Origin of the sequence: Staphylococcus auricularis (assembly GCF_051172115.1) — a bacterium.
Taxonomy (GTDB): Bacteria; Bacillota; Bacilli; order Staphylococcales; family Staphylococcaceae; genus Staphylococcus; species Staphylococcus auricularis_A.
Genome location: NZ_JBPIZN010000001.1, coordinates 499,909 through 523,905, shown reverse-complemented (window position 1 = coordinate 523,905; position 23,997 = coordinate 499,909). Strand labels below are relative to the sequence as shown.

21 protein-coding genes and 2 pseudogenes are annotated in these 23,997 nt (G+C 37.4%); 22 read left to right on the top strand and 1 reads right to left on the bottom strand.

Annotated features, from left to right (window positions below):
• The first annotated feature begins 20 nt into the window (after positions 1 to 20).
• The 9 genes from yfmF to rny all read left to right on the top strand — a co-directional run bounded on the left by yfmF (position 21) and on the right by rny (position 9,908).
• Positions 21 to 1,283 carry an EF-P 5-aminopentanol modification-associated protein YfmF gene (gene yfmF, locus ACSBRB_RS02600; RefSeq protein WP_435031786.1) on the top strand — a complete coding sequence of 421 codons (1,263 nt, stop codon included), beginning with the start codon at positions 21 to 23 and terminating at the stop codon, positions 1,281 to 1,283.
• Between the two features lie 3 nt (positions 1,284 to 1,286).
• On the top strand, positions 1,287 to 2,579 hold the full coding sequence (gene yfmH / locus ACSBRB_RS02595) for an EF-P 5-aminopentanol modification-associated protein YfmH (protein ID WP_435031483.1): 1,293 nt from the start codon (positions 1,287 to 1,289) through the stop codon (positions 2,577 to 2,579).
• On the top strand, positions 2,576 to 3,280 hold the full coding sequence (gene ymfI, locus ACSBRB_RS02590; RefSeq protein ID WP_435031482.1) for an elongation factor P 5-aminopentanone reductase: 705 nt from the start codon (positions 2,576 to 2,578) through the stop codon (positions 3,278 to 3,280). The genes yfmH and ymfI overlap by 4 nt, the downstream gene beginning before the upstream one ends.
• Positions 3,281 to 3,460: 180 nt before the next feature.
• The gene (locus ACSBRB_RS02585; RefSeq protein WP_435031481.1) at positions 3,461 to 4,288 is read left to right on the top strand and encodes a YmfK family protein; all 828 of its coding nucleotides are present in this window, start codon (positions 3,461 to 3,463) and stop codon (positions 4,286 to 4,288) included.
• A 24-nt stretch (positions 4,289 to 4,312) separates the two neighbouring features.
• Entirely contained in the window at positions 4,313 to 4,705 is a 393-nt protein-coding gene (locus tag ACSBRB_RS02580; RefSeq protein ID WP_435031480.1) for a helix-turn-helix domain-containing protein, read from the top strand.
• 28 nt (positions 4,706 to 4,733) lie between these two features.
• Positions 4,734 to 5,312, top strand: a complete 579-nt coding sequence (gene pgsA / locus ACSBRB_RS02575; RefSeq protein ID WP_435031479.1) for a CDP-diacylglycerol--glycerol-3-phosphate 3-phosphatidyltransferase — start codon at positions 4,734 to 4,736, stop codon at positions 5,310 to 5,312.
• A 164-nt stretch (positions 5,313 to 5,476) separates the two neighbouring features.
• Positions 5,477 to 6,625 carry a CinA family nicotinamide mononucleotide deamidase-related protein gene (locus tag ACSBRB_RS02570; RefSeq protein ID WP_435031478.1) on the top strand — a complete coding sequence of 383 codons (1,149 nt, stop codon included), beginning with the start codon at positions 5,477 to 5,479 and terminating at the stop codon, positions 6,623 to 6,625.
• A gap of 172 nt (positions 6,626 to 6,797) precedes the next feature.
• On the top strand, positions 6,798 to 7,856 hold the full coding sequence (recA, locus tag ACSBRB_RS02565) for a recombinase RecA (protein ID WP_435031477.1): 1,059 nt from the start codon (positions 6,798 to 6,800) through the stop codon (positions 7,854 to 7,856).
• 489 nt (positions 7,857 to 8,345) lie between these two features.
• Positions 8,346 to 9,908: a ribonuclease Y gene (gene rny / locus ACSBRB_RS02560; protein ID WP_107391743.1), complete on the top strand. Its 1,563-nt coding sequence runs from the start codon at positions 8,346 to 8,348 to the stop codon at positions 9,906 to 9,908.
• A 51-nt stretch (positions 9,909 to 9,959) separates the two neighbouring features.
• Here the strand turns inward: rny and ACSBRB_RS02555 are convergent, their stop codons facing one another.
• Positions 9,960 to 10,175, bottom strand: coding sequence for a hypothetical protein (locus ACSBRB_RS02555; protein WP_059106641.1), 216 nt, complete (start codon positions 10,173 to 10,175; stop codon positions 9,960 to 9,962).
• A 165-nt stretch (positions 10,176 to 10,340) separates the two neighbouring features.
• On the opposite strand from ACSBRB_RS02555, the gene ACSBRB_RS02550 reads away from it, so the two are divergent.
• The 13 genes and pseudogenes from ACSBRB_RS02550 (at position 10,341) to ACSBRB_RS02490 (ending at position 23,866) form a co-directional block, all read left to right on the top strand.
• On the top strand, positions 10,341 to 11,132 hold the full coding sequence (locus tag ACSBRB_RS02550) for a TIGR00282 family metallophosphoesterase (protein WP_435031476.1): 792 nt from the start codon (positions 10,341 to 10,343) through the stop codon (positions 11,130 to 11,132).
• A gap of 113 nt (positions 11,133 to 11,245) precedes the next feature.
• Positions 11,246 to 13,006, top strand: a complete 1,761-nt coding sequence (locus tag ACSBRB_RS02545) for a 2-oxoacid:acceptor oxidoreductase subunit alpha (protein ID WP_435031475.1) — start codon at positions 11,246 to 11,248, stop codon at positions 13,004 to 13,006.
• The gene (locus tag ACSBRB_RS02540; protein ID WP_435031474.1) at positions 13,007 to 13,873 is read left to right on the top strand and encodes a 2-oxoacid:ferredoxin oxidoreductase subunit beta; all 867 of its coding nucleotides are present in this window, start codon (positions 13,007 to 13,009) and stop codon (positions 13,871 to 13,873) included.
• Positions 13,874 to 13,934: 61 nt separating this feature from the next.
• Positions 13,935 to 14,633, top strand: a complete 699-nt coding sequence (locus tag ACSBRB_RS02535; RefSeq protein ID WP_435031473.1) for a poly-gamma-glutamate hydrolase family protein — start codon at positions 13,935 to 13,937, stop codon at positions 14,631 to 14,633.
• Positions 14,634 to 14,742: 109 nt separating this feature from the next.
• On the top strand, positions 14,743 to 15,366 hold the full coding sequence (locus tag ACSBRB_RS02530) for a poly-gamma-glutamate hydrolase family protein (RefSeq protein WP_435031472.1): 624 nt from the start codon (positions 14,743 to 14,745) through the stop codon (positions 15,364 to 15,366).
• 74 nt (positions 15,367 to 15,440) lie between these two features.
• Positions 15,441 to 15,736 (top strand): annotated as a pseudogene (locus ACSBRB_RS02525) (thiamine-binding protein).
• A gap of 378 nt (positions 15,737 to 16,114) precedes the next feature.
• Complete coding sequence (locus ACSBRB_RS02520; protein ID WP_435031471.1) at positions 16,115 to 16,411, top strand: TRAM domain-containing protein; 297 nt, start codon at positions 16,115 to 16,117, stop codon at positions 16,409 to 16,411.
• Positions 16,411 to 16,788 carry a YlbF/YmcA family competence regulator gene (locus ACSBRB_RS02515; protein ID WP_435031470.1) on the top strand — a complete coding sequence of 126 codons (378 nt, stop codon included), beginning with the start codon at positions 16,411 to 16,413 and terminating at the stop codon, positions 16,786 to 16,788. The genes ACSBRB_RS02520 and ACSBRB_RS02515 overlap by 1 nt, the downstream gene beginning before the upstream one ends.
• 17 nt (positions 16,789 to 16,805) lie before the next feature.
• Positions 16,806 to 17,297 (top strand): energy coupling factor transporter S component ThiW, encoded by a 492-nt coding sequence (thiW, locus tag ACSBRB_RS02510; protein ID WP_435031469.1) that lies wholly within the window; start codon positions 16,806 to 16,808, stop codon positions 17,295 to 17,297.
• A gap of 238 nt (positions 17,298 to 17,535) precedes the next feature.
• Positions 17,536 to 19,960 (top strand): annotated as a pseudogene (mutS, locus tag ACSBRB_RS02505) (DNA mismatch repair protein MutS); the annotation flags it as partial.
• Positions 19,961 to 20,247: 287 nt separating this feature from the next.
• Positions 20,248 to 22,221, top strand: coding sequence for a DNA mismatch repair endonuclease MutL (gene mutL / locus ACSBRB_RS02500; protein WP_435031468.1), 1,974 nt, complete (start codon positions 20,248 to 20,250; stop codon positions 22,219 to 22,221).
• Positions 22,222 to 22,321: 100 nt separating this feature from the next.
• Positions 22,322 to 22,855: a glycerol-3-phosphate responsive antiterminator gene (locus tag ACSBRB_RS02495; protein ID WP_435031467.1), complete on the top strand. Its 534-nt coding sequence runs from the start codon at positions 22,322 to 22,324 to the stop codon at positions 22,853 to 22,855.
• Between the two features lie 192 nt (positions 22,856 to 23,047).
• Positions 23,048 to 23,866, top strand: coding sequence for an MIP/aquaporin family protein (locus ACSBRB_RS02490; protein ID WP_435031466.1), 819 nt, complete (start codon positions 23,048 to 23,050; stop codon positions 23,864 to 23,866).
• Positions 23,867 to 23,997 lie beyond the last annotated feature (131 nt).

The window sequence follows — 23,997 nt, the reverse complement described above, 5'->3', positions numbered from 1 at the left end:
AGGTCAGACATTTGGAACAAATGAGTAAAACCCAACAATCACATATGCATATTTTGCCAACAACTAAATTTAAAACGACGACGATAACCGTCAAATTGATGGCGCCATTAGATCAAAAGACAACTACATCACGGGCCTTGCTTAGTAATGTATTAACTAGAGCAACTAAACAATGGCCTAGTGACAAAGCACTCAATAAACGACTTTCTGAGCTCTATGGTGCTTATATCTATAGCAATGTTTCTAAATTCAAAGATAAACATGTTATTACGATCTCGTTAGAACTCGTAAATGAACGTTACTTAAATGATGAACCGCCGTTATTCGAAGAAGGATTAGACTTGTTGCATCACGTCATTTGGGAACCCCTTGTCGAAGCGGATGCATTTGATCGCACGTTAGTTGCGCAAGAAAAATCTTTATTGAAAAAGAAATTAGAAGCAACGGTAGACAATAAGGCACAATTATCCTTTTTAAACTTATTAAAAGTGATGTTTGGTGATCAAGCTTATAGTGAATTAGCGAGTGGTCGATCAGACATGATCGCACAAGTCACACCCGAATCACTCTACGATACATATCAATCCATGATTCACAATGATTTTTGTGCAGTCTATGTGGTAGGGAACGTCGACGAAGATACTGCAGCAACTCAATTAGCACAATACCTTGATATTCCTGAAATACCATTCATTACAAACCATACATATCAACCGAAGCCTGCAGATGAACCGTTACCTAGAGAAGTTGTAGAATATGATGATGTAGATCAAGCGAAATTAAACATGGGCTTTAAATGTCCGACCCAGTTTGGTAAGGAAGGGTACTTTGCATTAATTGTTTTAAATACAATCTTTGGCGGTTGTCCATCATCTATCCTATTTAGTGAAGTTAGAGAAAAACAAAGTCTTGCATACTCCATCCACTCACAAACGGATGCTAAAAATGGCTATATGTATGTATTGAGTGGCGTTTCTCGCGATAAATATGAACAAGCTAAAGATACAATTATTAACGAATTTAAAAATATTCAACAAGGTGAGTTAACTGAAGATAAACTGGCCTTAGCTAAAAAAGTGCTTATCTCTCAAAGACTCGAAGCACAAGATATGCCAAAAGGAATCATCGAAATTTTAAATATGAGTATTTTATTAGAGGAAGTGATGTCTAATGATGAATATATCGAAGGCATCAACCGTGTAACGAAATCGGACGTTGTAGATTTAGCAAAACAAACAGAACTCGATACTATTTATATTTTGACGAAAGAAATGGAGGCGTAGCAGTTGCAACGAACATATTATGAACAAATGGACGAATATGTATACGATACACAATTAGACAATGGGCTTAACTTATTCGTCATTCCAAAACCTGGCTTCCAAAAAACATTTGTCACGTATACGACTGAATTTGGTTCTTTAGATAGCAGATTTAAACCTTTAGGTCGAGATGAATTTGTGACCGTACCGGATGGTGTGGCACACTTTTTAGAACATAAAATGTTCGATAATGAAGAAGATGAAGATTTATTTACCGCATTTGCTGAAGATAACGCGCAAGTCAACGCATTCACAAGTTACGATCGTACAAGTTATTTATTTAGTGCAACGTCAAACATCGATCGCAATATATTACGTTTACTTAAAATGGTCGAAACGCCTCATTTTACTGAAGCGAGTGTTGAAAAGGAAAAAGGCATTATTTCGGAAGAAATTAAAATGTATTTAGAACAACCCAGTTATAAATTAATGTTTAATACATTGAACGCGATGTATGACAAACATCCGATTAAAGTAGATATCGCGGGCACCGTCGATAGTATCTATGAAATTACGAAAGATGATCTTTATCTATGTTATGAAACGTTCTATCATCCTTCTAATATGGTGTTGTTTGTCGTCGGTGATGTAGACCCAGAACATATTTATGAAGTTGTGTCTGCGCATGAAAGTAAGAGAAACAAAACGGCGCAACCCCATATCGTGCGCGACGTTGTAGAGGAACCTGAGAAAGTGAAACAAGCTGAAGTGAAAGAAACCATGAAATTATATGCACCTCGATTAATGCTAGGCTTCAAAGGACTCCCATTAAGTGAATGGCCTAAAGATTACATGAAACGTGATTTAGAAATGACATTATTCTTTGAGTTGATTTTTGGGGAAGAAACGGATTTCTATCAATCATTACTCAGTGAATCATTGATTGATGAATCATTTGGTTATCAATTCTTGTTAGAAGATACATATAGTTTTTCTATTATTACGAGTGCGACAGAAGCACCTGATGAATTGAAGCAACGCTTATCAAATCAAATGAAACGCTATCAAGGTCAAATTGCGGACCAAGAAGCGTTCGAGTTATTGAAAAAACAATTTATTGGCGAATTCATTTCTGGGTTAAACTCCCCTGAATATATTGCGAACCAATACACGAAATTACACTTTGAAGGTATCTCACTTTTTGACATGTTAGATATCATGGAAGAAATCACCTTGGAAAGCGTCAATCGTACATCATTGCAATATCTTAATTTAGAACAAATGGTCGACAGTCGTTTGGAGATGAAATCTAAATGAGAGCATTGGTCATAGGCGGTTCGGGATCCATTGGACAAGCAATCGTACAACGATTATTAGCCGAGGATTATGAAGTCATTGTGCATTATAATAGCGCAGATTATGAACAATTAGCTGCGTTATATCAAAACCAACCTGTGCAATTCGTTCAAGCAGATTTAACAAAGGATATCGATGTTAATATGGTTTTTGGTTTTATCCAAAATTTAGATTGCCTCATTTATACAAGTGGGACATCGCTTTATGGGATGTTGCAAGACATGAGCGATGTCGACATTGAGCAGAGTTATATGCTGCATGTAAAACAGTTGTTGCGACTTTCTCGTTACTTTGTCGATCAACTCAGACAAAGCGCCCATGGAAGAATCGTCGTCGTTTCGTCTATTTGGGGGGAAGCGGGTGCAAGCTTCGAAACGGTGTATTCCACGATGAAGAGTGCGCAACTCGGTTTTGTCAAAGCACTTAGTCGAGAATTAGCGATGACCTCTGTCACAGTCAATGCGATTGCGCCTGGATTCGTAAATGGTCATATGGCTCATGACTTTGATGCGAAAACGTTAGCTGAAATAACTGATGAATTACCCCAACAACGGTTAGTCGAACCTGAAGAAGTGGCGCACACCTGTGCTTATTTATGTCATCCGTTAGCACAAAGCGTGACTGGTACTGTGCAAAAAGTGAACGGTGGTTGGTACATATAATGTTGTTAAATCTGTTCAATTTAGAGACCTCAATTTCAAGATCAATGTTATAATAATTTTGACGTATGCTATCATCGTTTTTTTCCATATCTGATGCCGTCCATGAGTGGTTTTCAACAGACATATACATCAGTTTTGCAGAGATCAAAGGTCTATTTTTAAACTAAGGGGTGTTTAATCGTGACAGTAGCAGCTAAAAGAGAATGGTATTTAGAATATGAAATTACAACAAATCGTGCAGGGTTACTCGGAGATATTTCTAGTTTACTCGGGATGATGGGCATCAGCATTGTAACCATCAATGGCATCGATCGTAACAGACGTGGATTATTGATTAAATCAGATGATTTAGAAAAGGTAGAGCGATTTGAAAATATCGTCAGAGAAATTGAAGAAATTTCGATTACCAAATTACGTGAACCCGAACTGCGTGATCGCCTCGCTGTCAGACATGGGCGATATATTAAACAAGATGCAGATGATAAAAAAACATTTCGCTTTGAACGCGCTGATTTAGGTTTGCTTGTTGATTTTATGGCTGAATTGTTTAAAGAACAAGGACATAAACTAATTGGTATCCGAGGTATGCCACGTGTAGGTAAAACAGAATCTATCGTTGCATCAAGTGTGTGTGCACACAAACGTTGGTTATTTATCAGTTCAACTCTCATTAAACAGACGGTGCGAAGTTCACTCATTAAAGGTGAGTATGATTCAGATCACGTCTATATTATTGACGGTGCTGTAACAGCGCGAGAATCCAATCCCAAGCACCAAGAACTCGTTAAAGAAGTGATGAGTTTACCTGCCGTTAAAGTGGTTGAGCATCCTGATTTATTCGTTGAAGCCAGTGACTATGATATGGAAGACTTTGACTATATCATCGAATTAAGAGAAAATAATAGTGATGAAATACGATACGATGAGATGAAAAAACAAACCGTGAAAAGCAAGAATAATCTTGATTTCAGTGGTGATGGGTTCGGCGATGGTTTTGGATTCTTTTAAATGATTTAGAGGAGGAAGAGCAACTTGAGTTCAGTGGGTCAAACACTAAAAGGTCGTAGAGAACGTTTAGGTATGACATTAAACGAATTAGAAGCACGTACGCAGATTAAGCGTGAAACGTTAAAACTCATCGAAAATAATGACTTTTATACGTTGAGTCATGCCAATTATGCAGAAGGCTTTATTGAAAAATATGCCAATGCAGTCAATATTGACGGTAAACAACTCATCGATAAACATCGTAACGAAATCCCGACAAGCGCAGATTCTATTGAAGAGGCAATCGATTTATTCCAACAATCTGAGGCACCATCTTTTAGAACGAAAGATAAAGAACCTTTACAATTGATCGTGATCATCAGTACAATAGTAGTCATTACAGCTATCATATGGTTGATTGCTATGCTGTTGTTATAAAAAGTAATATATAGAAATGAGGATTAGTATGAATATTCCTAATTGGATTACAGTGTTTCGTGTTGTCATGATTCCATTTTTTATTTTATTTGCATTAGTTGATTTTGGATTCGGACAAATCTCCTTTTTAGGCGGTTATGAGGTTCGTATCGAATTGATCATTAGTGGTGTGATTTTTATTGTTGCATCACTCAGTGACTTTGCAGATGGTTACTTAGCTAGAAAATGGAACTTAGTAACGAACATGGGTAAATTTTTAGACCCATTAGCAGATAAATTACTCGTTGCGAGCGCATTAATCGTACTCGTGGACATTAATTTAACGAATGCTGTTGTCGCGATTATTATCATTGCACGTGAATTTGCCGTAACAGGTTTACGACTGCTTCAAATCGAACAAGGCTTTGTGAGTGCAGCTGGTAATCTAGGTAAAATCAAAACAGCTATCACAATGGTTGCGTTGATTTGGATCTTATTAGGTGATCCGTTCGCAATGTGGCTCGGCTTCCCAATTGGACAAATCTTACTTTATATTGGTGTATTCTTCACTATTTTATCTGGTATTGAATACTTCTATAAAGGCCGAGACGTATTTAAAGCTAAATAAGTTAAAGCAAGAGTTTGGACAGGTTTTAATATTTTATACCTGTGCGAACTCTTTTTTCGCATTATCAACGGGCAACACGATATAATGAACATTGAGTTACTTAGAAGTAGAAAGTGTTTTACGAGCACATGTTTTGATTATGTAGAAAAGCGAGGAATCACATCATGCAAGCAGAAATCATAGCAGTTGGATCAGAACTCTTATTAGGACAAATTGCGAATACGAATGGTCAGTATTTATCTAGATTGCTAAACACGGTAGGGCATAGTGTGTTAGCGCATAGCGTCGTTGGAGATAATCCTGAACGTTTGGAACGCGTGGTTAGAAATGCAATTGATCATAATGATTTAATCGTGCTCACTGGCGGTTTAGGTCCCACAAATGATGATCTAACCAAACAAACAGTGGCTCGTGTGTTAAATAAATCTTTAGTTACCGATGAACATGCGCTTCAATTTATTGAGCAATCCTTTGCTGAATCGAAACAACAGATGACGGAAAATAATAAACAACAAGCATTGGTGATTGAAGGCGCTACAGTGTTAGAAAATAAAGTAGGAATGGCACCGGGTATGCTGTTAGACTATGAAGACAAGAAAATCATTTTATTACCTGGGCCGCCGAAAGAAATGGAACCGATGGCTAAAAACGAACTGTTACCCTTATTATTCGATGGTGATCAAAGCATCTATTCAGAGTCACTTCATTTTGCTGGTATTGGAGAATCAGTATTGGAAACTGAAATAGACGATTTAATAGATGCACAGACCAATCCTACTATCGCACCATTAGCAGGGCATCACGAGGTAGAAGTCCGTTTAACTGCTAACGGAGACACAAAAGCAGAATGTCAAAAATTGATTGAACCCATAAAACAACAAATCTTAGAACGCGTAGGAAACTATTATTACGGTTCTGATGATATCGTACTCGAACAAGCGGTCATGCAACAACTCGATCAAACAATGGTGTTATACGATGGTGTGACAGACGGAGCACTTTATTCCCGATTACAAGATTATAATACAAGTGGCAAATTAGAAGGCGTATTACTTCATACACCTCAATTTGTGAAAGGTGCAAAAAATACGGAAGATGCGTTAGCAATTTCAGCAAGACTAGCAAAATCATTTTATGATACAGAGTTAGTAGTTTCTTTATTAAATGAGGGAAATACCGTGTATTTAGGTATCTTAGATGATAATGATTTAACAGTAGAAACATTCCATCTCACAAACCAACGCAATATTTTAAAAAATAGATCCCAAAATTACGTATTAATACGATTATTGAATTGGTTAAAAGGCGAATAGAGAGATTCCAGTTTTTTGAAAAATATAGCACATCTGTTCGTTTCTGTGTTCGAACAACACATATTTTAGCGAACAAATATTCGTAAAATACTTGCGTAAACACGGATTTCCATGTATAGTATAGTATGGTTAAGACATTTACAGAGACTAAACTCTTTAAGGAGGGCCAGTATTGGATAACGAACGTCAAAAAGCTCTAGATACAGTGATTAAAAATATGGAAAAAAACTTTGGTAAAGGTGCGGTAATGAAACTTGGCGATAATAAAGGACGCCGAGTATCAAGTACTTCAAGCGGTTCAGTTACATTGGATAATGCGCTTGGTGTCGGTGGCTATCCGAAAGGCCGTATCATCGAAATCTACGGACCAGAAAGTTCTGGTAAAACAACTGTTGCGTTACACGCGATTGCAGAAGTTCAGAAAAAAGATGGTGTCGCTGCATTTATCGATGCCGAACACGCGTTGGATCCAGAATACGCAGAAGCGTTAGGTGTCGATATCGACAATCTATACTTATCTCAACCAGACCATGGTGAACAAGGTTTAGAAATTGCAGAAGCCTTTGTTCGTAGTGGTGCTGTTGATATCATCGTTGTCGATTCAGTTGCCGCATTAACACCTAAAGCAGAAATTGAAGGTGAAATGGGAGACGCTCATGTCGGTCTTCAAGCACGTTTAATGTCACAAGCACTACGTAAATTATCTGGTGCGATTTCTAAATCAAACACCACTGCCATTTTCATTAACCAAATCCGTGAAAAAGTTGGTGTAATGTTCGGAAACCCTGAAACAACACCTGGTGGCCGCGCATTGAAATTCTACAGTTCTGTTCGTTTAGAAGTACGTCGTGCAGAACAATTGAAACAAGGTCAAGAAGTTGTGGGTAACAGAACAAAACTTAAAGTCGTGAAAAACAAAGTTGCCCCTCCATTTAGAACTGCTGAAGTAGATATTATGTATGGTGAAGGTATTTCTAAAGAAGGCGAACTCATCGATCTTGGTGTCGAAAATGATATTATCAATAAATCTGGTGCATGGTATTCATATAACAATGAACGTATGGGCCAAGGTAAAGAAAACGTGAAAACATACTTAAAAGAAAATCCAGAAATAAGATCAGAAATAGAGCATAAATTACGTGAAGCATTAGGTATTTTCGATGGTGACGTTGAAGAAAAACCTGACACAGAAAATGGAGAAGACGCACCAGCTTCACTTTTTGATGAATAAAAACGTAAATTTGTTAAAAGCATCATTACTAATTACTTAAAGTAGACAATTTGATGAATTAATCATATACGAACGAAGTTCTAGAATTAATTAAATATATTGTAATCCGTAAGAGACTGAGGCACCTATCTGTTTCAGTCTCTTTAACTTTACATAGCAAAATTGAGAAATGGATGTAGTATTTTTGAATATTGCTCCATGTTATTTTACATTAAATAACGTTAAATAGTGTCAAATTTAAAGAAACGGACGAAATACAGTAGAAATGAGTGATTTTTGAGCTTTAGACATCCATTTTTAGAAGGAGTTAACCAAACTTAAACATGTCGTGCTCAATGCAGCGTGGTTACTTGCATATTTGCAGTTTGAAACCTTGACACCCCTCATATTTAAAACGTACAATTACATTGTATGATTCTTATATAACCACATATAATCATATTGAAATTGATATAAAGTGCCCGATTCTAGAGAAAAGGAGGTGTTTATGTGAATTTATTAATAAGCCTCCTACTCATTTTGTTAGGAATTATACTCGGAGTTGTTGTGGGGTATATCATTGCCCATAATATTTTGCAGCAAAAACAATCACAAGCAAAACAGACTGCGGAAGATATTATAGATAGAGCCAACAAAGAAGCTGAAAACACTAAAAAAGAAAAACTTCTTGAAGCTAAAGAAGAATATCAAAAACTGAAAGATCAAAGCGAAAGCGAATTTCGCGAACGCCGTGGTGAACTTCAACAACAAGAAACCCGACTTCTTCAAAAGGAAGATAGCTTGGAGCGTAAATCTGATCTTTTAGATAAAAAGGATGAGATTTTAGAGCAAAAAGAATCCAAACTTGAAGAAAGACAACGACAAGTAGATGCAAAAGAGAGTAGTGTTCAAGATTTAATAAATAAACATGAACAAGAATTAGAACGCATCTCTGGTCTCACTCAAGAAGAAGCAGTAAATGAACAACTTCAACGTGTTGAAGAAGAACTGTCACAAGATATTGCAATCCTTGTTAAGGAAAAACAAAAAGAAGCAAAAGAAACAATTGATAAAAATGCTAAAGAACTGTTAGCTACAGCGGTACAACGCTTAGCAGCAGAACATACTTCTGAGTCTACAGTATCCGTAGTTAACCTACCGAACGATGAAATGAAAGGTCGTATTATCGGTCGTGAAGGTCGTAATATAAGAACGTTGGAAACATTAACAGGTATTGATTTAATTATAGATGATACGCCTGAAGCGGTTATATTATCCGGTTTTGATCCTATTCGTAGAGAAATTGCTAGAGTGGCACTCGTCAACCTAGTATCAGATGGCCGCATTCACCCAGGTCGCATTGAAGAAATGGTGGATAAAGCTCGTAAAGAAGTGGATAACATCATTCGTGAAGCAGGTGAACAAGCAACGTTTGAAATCAATGTTCATAATATACATCCAGATTTAGTCAAAATCCTTGGACGTCTCAATTATCGAACAAGTTACGGCCAAAACGTGTTAAAACATTCGGTAGAAGTTGCCCACTTAAGCGGCATGTTAGCTGCAGAACTTGGCGAAGATGTGACATTAGCTAAACGTGCAGGTCTACTTCATGACGTAGGTAAAGCAATCGACCATGAAGTAGAAGGCAGCCACGTTGAAATTGGTGTCGAATTAGGTAAGAAATACAATGAAAGTGAAACTGTAATTAATACCATTCATTCACACCATGGTGATGTCGAACCGACTTCTATTATTGCGATATTAGTTGCAGCAGCAGATGCATTATCAGCTGCTAGACCGGGTGCTCGTAAAGAAACGCTTGAAAATTATATTCGCAGATTAGAAAGACTTGAAATTCTATCAGAAAGTTATGATGGTGTAGATAAAGCCTTTGCGATACAGGCAGGTAGAGAGGTACGAATTATCGTCTCTCCAGATGAAATAGATGATTTAAAATCACACCGTTTAGCAAGGGACATAAAACAGCAAATTGAAGATGAACTTCAATATCCTGGACATATTAAAGTGACAGTAGTTCGTGAGACTAGAGCAATAGAATACGCAAAATAAAACGGTTGCCATAACGGCAACCGTTCTTTCATTTATAAAGTTCATTTTTACTTATTCAAGTTCTAAGTCAGTATCACGCACTGCTTTCAATGTTTCTGCAGTGTCATAGCTGTGTGTAGAAATACTTGCGTATCTTTCAGCTAGACGGAACGCGTTGATATATAATTCCAGACTATCCTTGGCGATATCATCTGGATCTTCACTTTTAGATGGATTTGCTCTTACTACTAATTCAGCAAATTTCTCTGGTTCAATATTAATTGACATGAATTAAAAACATCTCCTAGTTTCTTTTTAAAATCAATTCTTACCATATCCATACCCTTTGCATTTCGAATAAAACCTTGCAACGGAAATTTAATTATGCTTACTACTTTTCATATCCAGTATTATCTATTAAACTAAGGGTTGAGAGAGGATGAACATCACATAATGAGAATATTATTTATCGGTGATATTGTTGGTAAGGTAGGTAGAGAAGCAATTACACAATACTTACCTAAATTGAAACAACATTATCGTCCAACCGTGACAATTGTAAATGCAGAAAATGCTGCACATGGTAAAGGTTTAACAGAAAAAATATATAAACAACTTTTACGTGAAGGCGTTGATTTTATGACGATGGGAAATCATACATATGGTCAACGTCAAATCTATGATTTTATTAATGATGCGAATAGAATGGTGAGACCAGCCAATTTCCCTGAAGAAGCACCAGGCGTTGGTATGCGTTTTATTCAAATCAATGATATCAAGTTAGCAATTATCAATTTACAAGGACGTTCATTCATGCAAGATATTGATGATCCTTTTAAAAAAGCGGATGCGTTCATAGAAGAAGCACAAAGCGTAACCGATTATATATTTGTAGACTTTCATGCTGAAACAACGTCTGAAAAAAATGCGATGGGTTGGTATTTAGATGGTAGAGTGAGTACCGTCGTGGGTACCCATACGCACATTCAAACATCTGATGAGCGCGTGTTACCTAAAGGTACAGGTTACATCACAGATGTTGGTATGACAGGTTTTTATGATGGTATTTTAGGTATCAATAGAGATGAAGTCATTCGTCGCTTTATTACAAGTTTACCACAACGTCATGTCATACCAGATGAAGGACGTAGTATCTTATCCGGTGTGATTGTTGATTTAGACAAAAATGGACGTACATCTCACATTGAACGTGTATTAATCAATGATGATCACCCGTTTAAATAATCATTAAAGATTCTTAAACATTTTGAGCTTATACCACTCTGAACTCATGTTGTAGAGTGGTATATTTGTTATGATAGAGTACGAACGAGTAAAACCTTAGGAGGCAGAATGATATGCAATCACAAATATCATGGAAAGTGGGGGGCCAACAAGGTGAAGGTATCGAATCAACTGGGGAACTTTTTGCCACAGCTATGAATCGTAAAGGCTACCACTTATATGGTTATCGTCATTTTTCTAGCAGAATTAAAGGCGGACATACGAACAATAAAATTAGAGTTTCGACGCAACCTGTCCATGCCATAAGTGATGATTTAGATATATTAATTGCATTTGACCAAGAAACAATAGAATTAAACCATCAGGAAATGAGAAAAGATAGCATTATCATCGCAGATACAAAAGCGAAACCAGAAAAACCAGCTGATTGTGATACTCAACTCATCGATCTACCATTCACAAGTACAGCCAAGGAACTAGGTACTGCGCTAATGAAGAATATGGTGGCTGTAGGGGCAACGGCTGCACTCATGCATCTCGATACAAATGTTTTCGAAGCGATTATTTCAAATATGTTTGAGAAAAAAGGGGAAAAAGTCGTTTCGATGAATATCGAAGCATTAAATGAAGGCTATCGTCTCATGCAAGATCAACTCGATACGATTGAGGGAGATTTTGAACTTGAAGATTCTAACCAAGATGCGCATCTTTACATGATTGGAAATGACGCGATCGGATTAGGCGCGATTACAGCAGGCTCACGTTTTATGGCTGCTTATCCTATTACGCCAGCTTCAGAAATCATGGAATACATGATTGAAAATCTTCCTAAAGTCGGCGGTGCAGTGGTTCAAACAGAAGATGAAATTGCTGCTGCCAACATGGCGATTGGGGCAAGTTATGGTGGCGTTCGAGCGTTTACTGCAAGCGCAGGACCTGGTTTATCACTTATGATGGAAGCCATTGGTCTTTCTGGTATGACAGAGACACCACTCGTCGTGATTAATACCCAAAGAGGTGGACCTTCTACTGGTTTACCTACGAAACAAGAACAATCCGACCTCATGCAAATGATTTACGGCACACATGGCGATATACCTAAAATCGTTGTAGCACCAACTGACGCTAAAGATGCATTTTATCTTACAATGGAAGCATTTAACTTGGCTGAAGTTTACCAATGTCCTGTCATTGTATTGAGTGACTTACAACTATCACTCGGTAAGCAAACTGTAGAACAATTAGATCGAGATGCAGTCAGCATTGAACGCGGTGAATTGTTGCAAGGTGATATCGAACGTGAAGAAGGAGATAAAAGCTATTTCAGACGTTATGCGTTAACTGAAAGTGGCATTTCACCACGTCCGATACCAGGACTTAAAGGTGGGATTCATCACGTCACAGGTGTTGAACATAATGAAGAAGGTAAGACGAGCGAAGATGCTGCGAATAGACAACAACAAATGGAAAAACGCATGCGTAAAACTGAGCATTTACTCATCGCAGATCCAGTTGAAGCGGATATGCCACATGACGCTGCTGATATTTTATATATTGGCTTCATTTCAACCAAAGGCGCCATTCAAGAAGGTAAAGCACGTCTAGAAGATCAAGGTATCAAAGTCAATCATTTACAAATTAGACAGTTGCATCCATTTCCAAAAGAAACGATTCAAAAAGCAGTGGATCAAGCAACGAAAGTCGTTGTAGTGGAACATAACTACCAAGGACAACTCGCTAGCATTTTAAAAATGAACGTAAATTTAGGAGATAAATTAATTAATCAAACGAAATATGATGGTATGCCATTCTTACCGCACGAAATTGAAGAAAAAGGTACAGAAATTGCTAAAACGCTAAAGGAGATGAACTAAGTGGCAACATTTAAAGATTTTAGAAATAATGTAAAGCCTAATTGGTGTCCAGGCTGTGGTGACTTCTCTGTCCAAGCCGCTATACAAAAAGCAGCAGCGAATGTTGGCCTAGAACCTGAAGATGTCGCAATCATTACTGGTATCGGTTGTTCAGGTCGTTTATCCGGATACATTAATGCATATGGTGTCCACGGTGTTCACGGACGAGCATTACCACTCGCTCAAGGTGTGAAAATGGCGAACAGAGATCTTACTGTCATCGCATCAGGCGGAGATGGTGATGGTTATGCGATTGGTATGGGTCATACGATTCATGCGCTACGTAGAAATATGAACATGACCTACGTTGTAATGGATAATCAAATTTATGGATTAACAAAAGGTCAAACTTCACCATCCTCTGCAGTAGGTTTTGTCACTAAATCTACACCTAAAGGTAATATCGAAAAAAATGTTGCGCCGTTAGAACTCGCATTGTCATCAGGTGCAACCTTTGTCGCACAAGGATTTTCAAGTGATATTAAAGGATTGACTAAAATGTTAGAAGACGCTATTAATCACGACGGTTTCTCATTCGTAAACGTGTTCTCTCCTTGTGTCACATACAATAAAATCAATACGTATGACTGGTTTAAAGAAAACCTTACAAGTATGGAAGATATTGAGTCATACGATCTCTCAGATAAAAAAGCAGCGATGAAAACCATTTTAGAATATGATTCACTCATTAAAGGTATTGTATATCAAGATACGACAACACCATCTTATGAATCTCAAGTGGATCAATTAGATGAAACACCTTTAGCTAAAAAAGAACTTGAACTCAGTGAACAAACCTTTAACGATTTAACTGTACAATTTGTTTAATCGCGTGTATAAAAGAGGACTGAGAGTGAGTTAAATGAGCCTGAGACTAAGAAGGATGTCAATGTCCAACGGATGGTCTCAGGCTCGTTTTGATATGATTGGAAGAGAGCGAATAAGTGAGCATAATGAGGAGGATATGATGGTCGATCAGTTTGCTTCAATAACCGAATTAAAGCAACAAACTCAAGAAGGACAAGATTGGGAAATCATCAGTGAAAATCGAAACAGCGATGTACTCGTGGCTGCTGTGCATGGAGGAGCGATAGAACGGGGTACAACAGAACTTGCAGCGTTAATTGCAGAGCAAGGTGAGTTTAATTATTATACATTTAAAGCGATTCGACGTAATCATAATGATGCACTCCATGTTACATCGAGTCATTTTGATGAACCTCTCCTACATCAAATGGTCAAAAACAACACAACCATTGTTTCTATTCATGGATGTAATGGCAAACACAGCAAAGTGTATGTGGGTGGACAAGATCACGCATTAGGTCAACGTATAGAATCACAGTTACGTACGCTTGGTGTTAAGACTGAAGCCGCTCCTGCACCGATTAATGGGATGTCGAATGATAATTTCGTGAACCAAGGACAAACAGCTCAAGGGGTTCAATTAGAACTTACAGTGCCATTAAGAAAACAGTTTTTCAATAATGGTAAATTCGGACTCAAGGATCGTGAGCGTCGAGACAATTGGAGTTCTTTCATGCATCAATTTGCAGCATGTATTATTCAAGCCATTATTTCGTCATAACTATTACAATTGCGTAAAGAATTTAAAGAATTATTACTATTTCTTTAAAAGTGTTATGTCACACTGCATGCGGGTATGCAATTACTATCATGTGGTTAGGAGGATTATAATGGCTGATAAATTTAAATCTATGACAGAATTAATGGAACAAACAAGTGAAGGTGATGATTGGGAAGTCCAAGCTGAAGATAGATCAAGTAACGCGATCATCACAGCAATTCATGGTGGCGGTATTGAGCCGGGAACTACAGAATTAGCTGCGCTCACAGCTGCCAAAGGTAACTTTGATTTTTATTCATTTAAAGGTACACGTTCTAAAGGCAATCAGGATTTACATGTAACATCTACACATTATGACGAACCTACAATCAAAGATAAAATCAAATCTAAAGACATCGCTGTAGCAATCCACGGATGTGATGAAGACGGTGAAGTCGTTTACTTAGGTGGTAAAGACGAAGAATTAATCGCAACAATTAAAGAAGCATTAGAAGATATCGGTGTTACAGTTGATACTGCTCCTGATCACATCTCAGGTGACAAAGATAAAAACATTAACAACTGTGGTAAATCTGGACAAGGTGTGCAATTAGAACTTACACCAAGTCTTAGAAAAAGCTTCTTCAAAGATGGCAAATACGGTAAAAGTTCTCGTGAAGACGAAGAAAACTGGGACGATTACTTACACCAATTTGCTGATGCACTCGTAAAAGCAGTTAACGCACGCGGTTAATCTTGTTAAAATAAATATAAATGAAAGATTGATAAAATAGAACAATGAGTTCTAAAAGAAAAGAGATGGTAAAGTTGGACGATACATTAATGAGTATACAAATTATTCCTAAAACCCCGAATGGTGAAGATGTCATTCTTATGTTGATGAAGCCATTCATATCATTGAACAATCAGGATTGCCTTATCGTGTAGGTCCTTTAGAAACCACTGTCCAAGGCAGTATGGATAATTGTTTAATTCTCATTCAGAACATGAATGATCGAATGGTAGAATTAGAAATTCCAAGTATCATTAGCGAAGTGAAATTTTACCATGTACCTGAAGGTATCACGATTGAAACATTAACAGGTAAATACGATGAACAGTGATGGCATCTTTAAGATGCGTGAGGGTTAATCCACTTTATCTATTTCATATTTAACAGCACATTCAATGTACACATTTATAACGTTAACGATTGAGACATATGCGTGTCTATGCTCCAGATTCAATGATTGGGTCTGAGTATAGCGGATATGTCTCAATTTTTGTTTTCATCGAGGAAAATGAACACAGCACTCTTAAACTTATTGCTAAACAAGATACAAATGTACTACCCTCTGTTATAAAAGTACTGAGAGCTTGAGTCGCTTTTTGCACTTTATCCTTAAGTTTAATATAATTAATGAGTGATTAAGGGCATACAACAACGTGAATGAACATGAAAAAGTCATGCTTAAAAGTCGTGACGAGAAAGGGTTTTTACTTTGAATGAAGGACAAAGAACAGAAACGACGTTAAATGTCTTAACTAACAAAATTTCATATTATTCTAGTGAAGCGATGCAACAATATGAAAATGAGGTCGTCACAGTATTATGTGAGGGTGAAAATAAGAGAGACGATAACATATTCGCAGGTGATACCGATCAAAGTAAAAGCGTTAATTTTAGCGCACCTGAAAAGATGAATGGTAAACGCGTGAATGTGGAAATCGATATCCAATGGTACAAATCACTGAATGGTACGTTCCTTCAAGAACACGAAGCGATGGTGACAGGATAATGTATAATAAAGAAGATATTTTAGCTGAAGCAGATCAATTAAGCGAGAAAATAAAAGCATTGCCAGAGATTTCTGATTATCGCTCAATTGAAAAACAAATTCATGCGAATCAATCAATCGACCAAAATATGAAACAATTGAAACGCTCACAAAAACAATCGGTTAATTTACAAAATTACGGCAAAACAGAAGCACTGAAACAATCTGAGGCACGTATCCAGCATCTTGAAGATGAAATCAATCGCATTCCAATCGTAGAGGAATTTCGTGAGGCACAAGCTGAAGCGAACAACATCTTGCAAATGATGATTTCAACCATGGCCGACCGATTGAATCAACAAAGTGAATACTCAGATGAAGATCACAACAAAAGTTAGGGACGGTGGTGCGAAAGATGAATACTAAAAAATTAACATTAACATCAATATTAATCGCGATTAATATCGTGCTCAGTAGTTTTATTATTATTCCCCTTGGACCGATTAAAGCTGCACCAATTCAACATTTAATTAACGTATTGTGCGCAGTATTCGTCGGCCCGTGGTATGGCTTAGCACAAGCGTTTATCTTATCGGTGTTACGCATATTATTTAATACCGGAAGTGCTTTTGCATTTCCAGGTAGTATGATTGGCGTCTTTTTAGCAAGTATATTTTACTTATATCGTCGACATATATTTATGGCAGCGGTAGGGGAAGTGATCGGTACAGGTATTATTGGTAGTTTAATGTGTATACCTGTTGCATGGGTCATCGGTTTAGGGGATTTCGCCGTTAAACCACTCATGATTGCATTTATTTTATCTAGTGTAATTGGTGCTGCAATCAGTTATGTCATTTTGATGATTTTGAAGAAAAAAGGCATCTTAGATCGCTTTATTAAATAGTTAGACACTACGTTGATTTGCATGCATTTCGGAGACTAGGGCAGTGTGATGTCCTAGTCTTTTATCATTTGGGGCAAATGTAACGATGGGATTTACACGCCGATATATGTTAAAATTTAATAGTTATAAACTTCGATTAACCAGGAAAAAATAACATAAATATTCGAAATAAAACGTAACGATATACGAACAAATCAGTTTAAATTTTTAATTAGAAAAAGGGTCGTGAAATAGATTTATGGCAAATGTTACTCCAATGATGAAACAATACTTAGAAATAAAATCTCAATATCAAGATTGTTTATTATTTTTTAGATTAGGCGACTTTTATGAAATGTTCTTCGATGATGCGAAAGAGGCCTCTCGTGTACTTGAAATAACGTTAACAAAAAGGGATGCTAAAAAAGAAAATCCTATTCCGATGTGTGGGGTCCCGTATCATTCTTCAGAAAGTTATATCGAAACGCTCATAAATAATGGCTATAAGGTAGCTATTTGTGAACAAATGGAAGACCCTAAACAGACTAAAGGCATGGTAAAACGTGAAGTGATACGTGTCGTTACACCAGGTACCGTCATGGAACAAGGTGGCGTAGATGAGAAACAAAACAATTATATTCTTAGTTATATATTTGATGGTAATCATTACGCCTTAAGTTACTGCGACGTCTCTACGGGTGAGTTGAAAGTTACACAGTTTGAGGATGAAGCTACACTCATCAATGAAATTACGACGATTAATCCGAATGAAATTGTCGTGCAACAAGAGATTGAAGATACATTAAAACGCCAAATATCTACCACAACAGAAACAATCACCGTCGTAGAAAATATCTCAGATGCCTCATACGATGAAAATACGAACGACGTTCAAGTGATGTATGACGCGACACAATTACTACTAGATTATATCCATCATACGCAAAAGAGAGACCTTTCTCATATTGAAAATGTCGAACCGTATGAAGCGGTTGATTTTATGAAAATGGACTACTATGCGAAACGCAACTTGGAATTAACTGAAAGTATGCGATTGAAATCAAAAAAAGGCACGTTGTTATGGCTCATGGATGAAACCCAAACGCCTATGGGTGCAAGACGTTTGAAACAATGGATCGATCGTCCGTTGATTCATCAACAACAAATCGAAACGCGACTCAATATGGTTGAACAATTTTTACAACACTTCATTGAGCGCGATACACTACGTGAATATTTAACACACGTGTACGATATCGAACGACTGGTCGGACGTGTGAGTTACGGTAATGTGAATGCGAGAGACTTAATCCAATTGAAACATTCCATAGCTGAAATTCCTCGTATTCAATCCGTGCTGATGGAAATGGATGAAGCGGTTGTTAATCAATTTTCAGACCTCGAACCGTTAGATGATTTGCTCGCATTATTAGAAAATAGTTTAGTAGATGAACCGCCGATTTCTGTCAAAGACGGAGGCTTATTTAAGGAAGGTTTCAATAGTCAACTCGATGAATATCTCGAAGCATCACAAAATGGCAAGTCATGGTTAGCGCAATTACAAACGAAAGAACGTGAACGTACAGGCATTAAATCGTTGAAAATTAGCTTTAATAAAGTGTTTGGTTACTTTATAGAAATAACACGTGCGAACTTACAAGGTTTTGACCCAGCAGCCTATGGTTATCATCGTAAACAAACATTATCAAACGCGGAACGGTTTATTACTGACGAATTAAAAGAGAAAGAAGACCTCATTTTAGGTGCAGAAGATAAAGCCGTGGATTTAGAATATGAACTATTTGTCGAATTGAGAGAAACCGTTCAACAATATACCGAACGATTACAACAACAAGCTAAAGTGATATCAGAGCTTGATTGTTTACAAAGCTTTGCGGAAATCGCACAACGGTACAACTATACACGACCAGAGTTCAGTAAGGACAAAACTTTATCATTAAACGAATCTAGACACCCTGTGGTAGAGCGTGTCATGGATCACAACGATTATGTACCGAATGACTGTCATCTTGATGAAGATACATTTATCTACTTGATTACTGGACCGAACATGTCAGGGAAATCAACCTACATGAGACAGGTCGCAATTATAAGTATTATGGCTCAAATGGGTTCTTATGTGCCATGTGAAGCTGCTACGCTGCCTATATTTGATCAAATCTTTACACGGATTGGAGCTGCAGATGACCTCGTATCAGGAAAAAGTACCTTCATGGTAGAAATGTTAGAAGCACAAAATGCGCTTGCACATGCGACGAAAGATAGTTTAATTATCTTTGATGAAATCGGCCGTGGTACATCGACATATGATGGACTCGCACTCGCACAAGCAATGATTGAATATGTGGCGCAAACCTCACATGCGAAGACATTATTCTCAACCCATTATCATGAATTAACAACACTAGATCAATCACTTAACGGTTTGAAAAATGTTCATGTGGCAGCGAGTGAATATCAAGGCCAACTCATCTTTCTTCACAAAGTAAAAGATGGTGCAGTAGATGATAGTTATGGGATTCAAGTTGCGAAATTAGCGGAATTACCGGATGAAATCATAGAGCGTGCGCAAGTGATACTTGATGCCTTTGAACAACATGACACGATAGAGACGACACATGTACCACCTCAAGAACAGAGTCAAGCAACAACTAAGGAAGACAAGTCATCGACCCAAGATGAAAGACATGAATCGCAAGCTGAAATACCTCATAAGACAGCGAATGAGGCACGCGAATCACAAGTTGAAGCGCCTCATAGAACAGATTCTGAGCCGAAACTTGAAGAACCACAATTTGAACAAGCTGCCTTTGACTTGTTTAACGAACCGCCAGAACAAAGTGAAGTTGAACGCCAAATTAAAGCATTGAATTTATCCAATATGACACCGATTGAAGCACTCGTGAAATTAAATGAATTACAAAATCAATTAAAGTAGAGGAGGATGAGCGTGGGTCATATTAAAGAATTACAAACGTCTTTAGCAAATAAAATTGCAGCTGGAGAGGTTGTTGAACGTCCAGGTTCTGTCGTCAAAGAACTACTTGAAAATGCGATTGATGCTAAGGCAACTGAAATTAATATCGAAGTCGAGCAATCAGGAATTCAATCGATTCGTGTCGTAGATAATGGTACAGGCATTGAAGCAGATGACTTAGATTTAGTGTTTCATCGTCATGCAACAAGTAAGCTTGACCACGATGACGATTTGTTCCATATTCGTACCCTTGGCTTTAGAGGGGAAGCCTTAGCGAGTATTGCATCTGTTGCGAAAGTCACATTGACGACATGTACTGATGGCGAAGAAGGACATGAAGTGTATGCTGAGAACGGTCAAATTGTCGAACAAAAACCTGCTAAAGCAAAACGCGGTACTGATATATTCGTAGAGTCTCTGTTCTATAATACGCCAGCACGATTGAAATATATTAAAAGTCTGTATACTGAATTAGGAAAAATCACGGATATCGTTAATCGTATGGCTATGAGTCATCCAGATATACGAATCTCTCTTTATTCTGATGGTAAGAAAGTGTTGCGCACCAATGGTTCAGGTCGTACTAATGAAGTGATGGCAGAAGTCTACGGAATGAAAGTAGCGAAAGATTTAGTGCATATTTCAGGAGATACAAGTGACTATCACCTAGAAGGTTATGTCGCAAAACCTGAGCATTCGCGCAGCAACAAACATTATATTTCAATTTTTATCAACGGCCGCTATATTAAAAACTTCGTCTTAGATAAGGCCATTGTTGAAGGTTATCATACATTGCTCATGGTTGGTCGTTATCCGATTTGTTATATCAATATTACGATGGATCCGATCTTAGTCGATGTGAATGTTCATCCGACAAAACTAGAAGTGAGACTATCTAAAGAGTCCCAACTCTATGATTTGATTGTCGAAAAAATTCGTGAAGCATTTAAAGATCGCATTTTAATACCGCACAACAACATGAAACAATTTGATAAAAAACATAAAGTTTTAGAACAATTTGAACAACAAAAAATGGATTTTCATCAGCAGCAACAAGACACACAATCTCAAGAAACAGAATCAAAAGAGAATGAAAACAAAGCTGAACCTTCGCAAAACGATACTACACCACAATCTTCTTCAGAAACTCAGAATGATAATGAGCCAACTTATCGCTATTCTGATAATAGCTTGACAAAACACGATGATGAAATAGCGGAAACAGCGACGACACAAGACGATTACAATCAAGCACAACGTGAGTTACTTCAAGACATGGAGGGGGAAGCGGATTTAACTCCTTCTGAAGACGAAAAACACGAAAATGATGATATTAAAGATGCGACGAATCAGTCACCACATCGTCGGGTACCATATATGGAAGTCGTTGGCCAAGTTCATGGCACATACATTATTGCTCAAAATGAAGACGGTATGTACATGATTGACCAACATGCAGCACAAGAACGTATCAAATACGAGTACTTCAGAGATAAAATAGGTGAAGTAACCAATGAGGTTCAGAATTTATTGATTCCATTAACGTTTCATTTTTCACGCGATGAAAAAATGATTATTGAACAATATAAAGATGAACTAGATAAAGTGGGCGTGCATCTCGAACCGTTTGGTGGCAATGATTACATCGTGGATAGTTATCCAGTTTGGTTCCCAACAAATGAAGCCGAAGACATTATCAAAGATATGATTGACTATGTCTTAGAGCATAAAAAAGTAGAAGTGAAAAAAATTCGAGAAGAAGCAGCGATTATGATGAGTTGTAAACGCTCTATTAAAGCCAACCATTATCTCAAAAATAATGAAATGGCTGATTTAATTGATCAACTTCGTCAAGCTGAAGATCCATTTACTTGCCCACATGGCAGACCGATTATTATCAATTTTTCTAATTATGAATTAGAACGTTTATTCAAACGTATTGTTTAATCCATGACGTTTTTTAAACATTATCGTGAATTTGTATTAAATCGTATGAACAAATGTCATACACATGATTGATTGAGTTTAAAGGAGATGACCTCTACTAGTGAAACCACATATTTTACCAGCGATAAGAAATATGAAAGATATGGAAAAATTTGTCCAAACAGATTATCGATCATGTGTATTGCTTGATACACATATTGGACATTTAGATGGTATTTTTAATTATCTTAAAAAAGAACAGATCGAAACCTTTATTCATATAGATTTGATTAAAGGGATGAGTCATGATGAATTTGCTTGTGAATACATCATTCAAAATTATAAACCAAAAGGCATCATTTCAACGAAAACAAAAGTCATTAAACGTGCCAAAGATCTCGACACAGTGACTGTATTAAGAGTATTTATTATTGATAGTCATGCCTTAGAACGCAGCATTCAACTCATTCAACGTACAGAACCGGATTACGTGGAAGTGTTGCCTGGTGTCGCAAGTAAAGCGATTCAACAAATTAAAGAAGCGACACAGATTCCAGTAATTGCAGGTGGGTTGATTAGTGATGAAGTGGAGATCGATACAGCCGTCGACTATGGTGCACATCTCGTGACAACGAGCAAGCGTGCACTGTGGTAACCTATGCGAAAACGCTTTAAATTATGACAACTTTTTTACAAAAACGTTTGACAACGCTTACAACGTAGGTATAAAATAAAAATCAAGTTAATAAACAGATGGAGATAGGAGATTTCTGCAATGACAGCCTGAGATATTTCGGATATTTTGGCTACTCGTGGTAGGAGTCTCTTTTTTTAAGGAGGATACATTATGAATGAATATGTTGCTGAGTTCTTAGGGACAGCAATCTTGATTTTATTGGGAGGCGGTGTCTGCGCAAATGTCAATTTAAAGCGTAGTGCTGCAAACGGTGCTGACTGGATTGTCATCGCTGTGGGTTGGGCACTCGGTGTTGCTATGGGTGCTTATGCCGTTGGTGATATTTCTGGTGCACACTTAAATCCAGCCGTTACATTAGCATTTGCTATGGATGGTTCACTTGCTTGGAGCATGGTACCTGGATACATCATTTGCCAAATTTTAGGTGGTATTTTTGGTGCTGTACTCGTATGGCTAATGTACTTACCACACTGGAAAGTGACAGAAGATAGACCGACGAAATTGGGCGTATTTTCTACAGCGCCTGCAATCCGAAATTATTTCGCTAACTTTATTAGTGAAATCATCGGTACTGCGGTTTTAGTTTTAGGCTTATTGTACATCGGTATGAACAAAATTGCTGATGGCTTAAATCCACTCATCGTGGGTGCATTAATCTTAGCAATTGGTGTCAGCTTAGGTGGTACAACAGGTTACGCGATCAACCCTGCGCGTGACTTAGGCCCTAGAATTGCACATGCGTTCTTACCGATAAAAGGCAAAGGCGGTTCTGATTGGAGCTATGCGATTGTTCCAGTATTAGGACCGATTGCAGGGGGCATGTTTGGTGCAGCTGTTTACCGAGTCCTATTTAAAGGTATATTTGATAGTATGACGGTCTTAAGCATTGTCATTGTCATCTTGACATTGATCGTCGGCTTGATCATGAACAAACGCGATAAATCAGGGCGAATTGAATCTATATATTAAGGGTAATGTTTGCTAGATGCTCTATTTCATCTAGCGTATATTGATTGAGTTCAAAACATCTCAATTGAAGGTATGGTAATAACACACGCCGTTATATCGTATGTTCAGTTGATAGACGAAAGGGAGAATGA

Excerpts from the sequence above, each read along its gene's own strand:
- yfmF (WP_435031786.1), top strand. The coding sequence starts at position 21 with ATGAGTAAAACCCAACAATCACATATGCATATTTTGCCAACAACTAAA.
- ymfI (WP_435031482.1), top strand. The coding sequence starts at position 2,576 with ATGAGAGCATTGGTCATAGGCGGTTCGGGATCCATTGGACAAGCAATC.
- pgsA (WP_435031479.1), top strand. The coding sequence starts at position 4,734 with ATGAATATTCCTAATTGGATTACAGTGTTTCGTGTTGTCATGATTCCA.
- ACSBRB_RS02570 (WP_435031478.1), top strand. The coding sequence starts at position 5,477 with ATGCAAGCAGAAATCATAGCAGTTGGATCAGAACTCTTATTAGGACAA.
- ACSBRB_RS02555 (WP_059106641.1), bottom strand. The coding sequence starts at position 10,175 with ATGTCAATTAATATTGAACCAGAGAAATTTGCTGAATTAGTAGTAAGA.
- ACSBRB_RS02550 (WP_435031476.1), top strand. The coding sequence starts at position 10,341 with ATGAGAATATTATTTATCGGTGATATTGTTGGTAAGGTAGGTAGAGAA.
- ACSBRB_RS02545 (WP_435031475.1), top strand. The coding sequence starts at position 11,246 with ATGCAATCACAAATATCATGGAAAGTGGGGGGCCAACAAGGTGAAGGT.
- ACSBRB_RS02535 (WP_435031473.1), top strand. The coding sequence starts at position 13,935 with ATGTCCAACGGATGGTCTCAGGCTCGTTTTGATATGATTGGAAGAGAG.
- ACSBRB_RS02530 (WP_435031472.1), top strand. The coding sequence starts at position 14,743 with ATGGCTGATAAATTTAAATCTATGACAGAATTAATGGAACAAACAAGT.
- ACSBRB_RS02515 (WP_435031470.1), top strand. The coding sequence starts at position 16,411 with ATGTATAATAAAGAAGATATTTTAGCTGAAGCAGATCAATTAAGCGAG.
- thiW (WP_435031469.1), top strand. The coding sequence starts at position 16,806 with ATGAATACTAAAAAATTAACATTAACATCAATATTAATCGCGATTAAT.
- ACSBRB_RS02490 (WP_435031466.1), top strand. The coding sequence starts at position 23,048 with ATGAATGAATATGTTGCTGAGTTCTTAGGGACAGCAATCTTGATTTTA.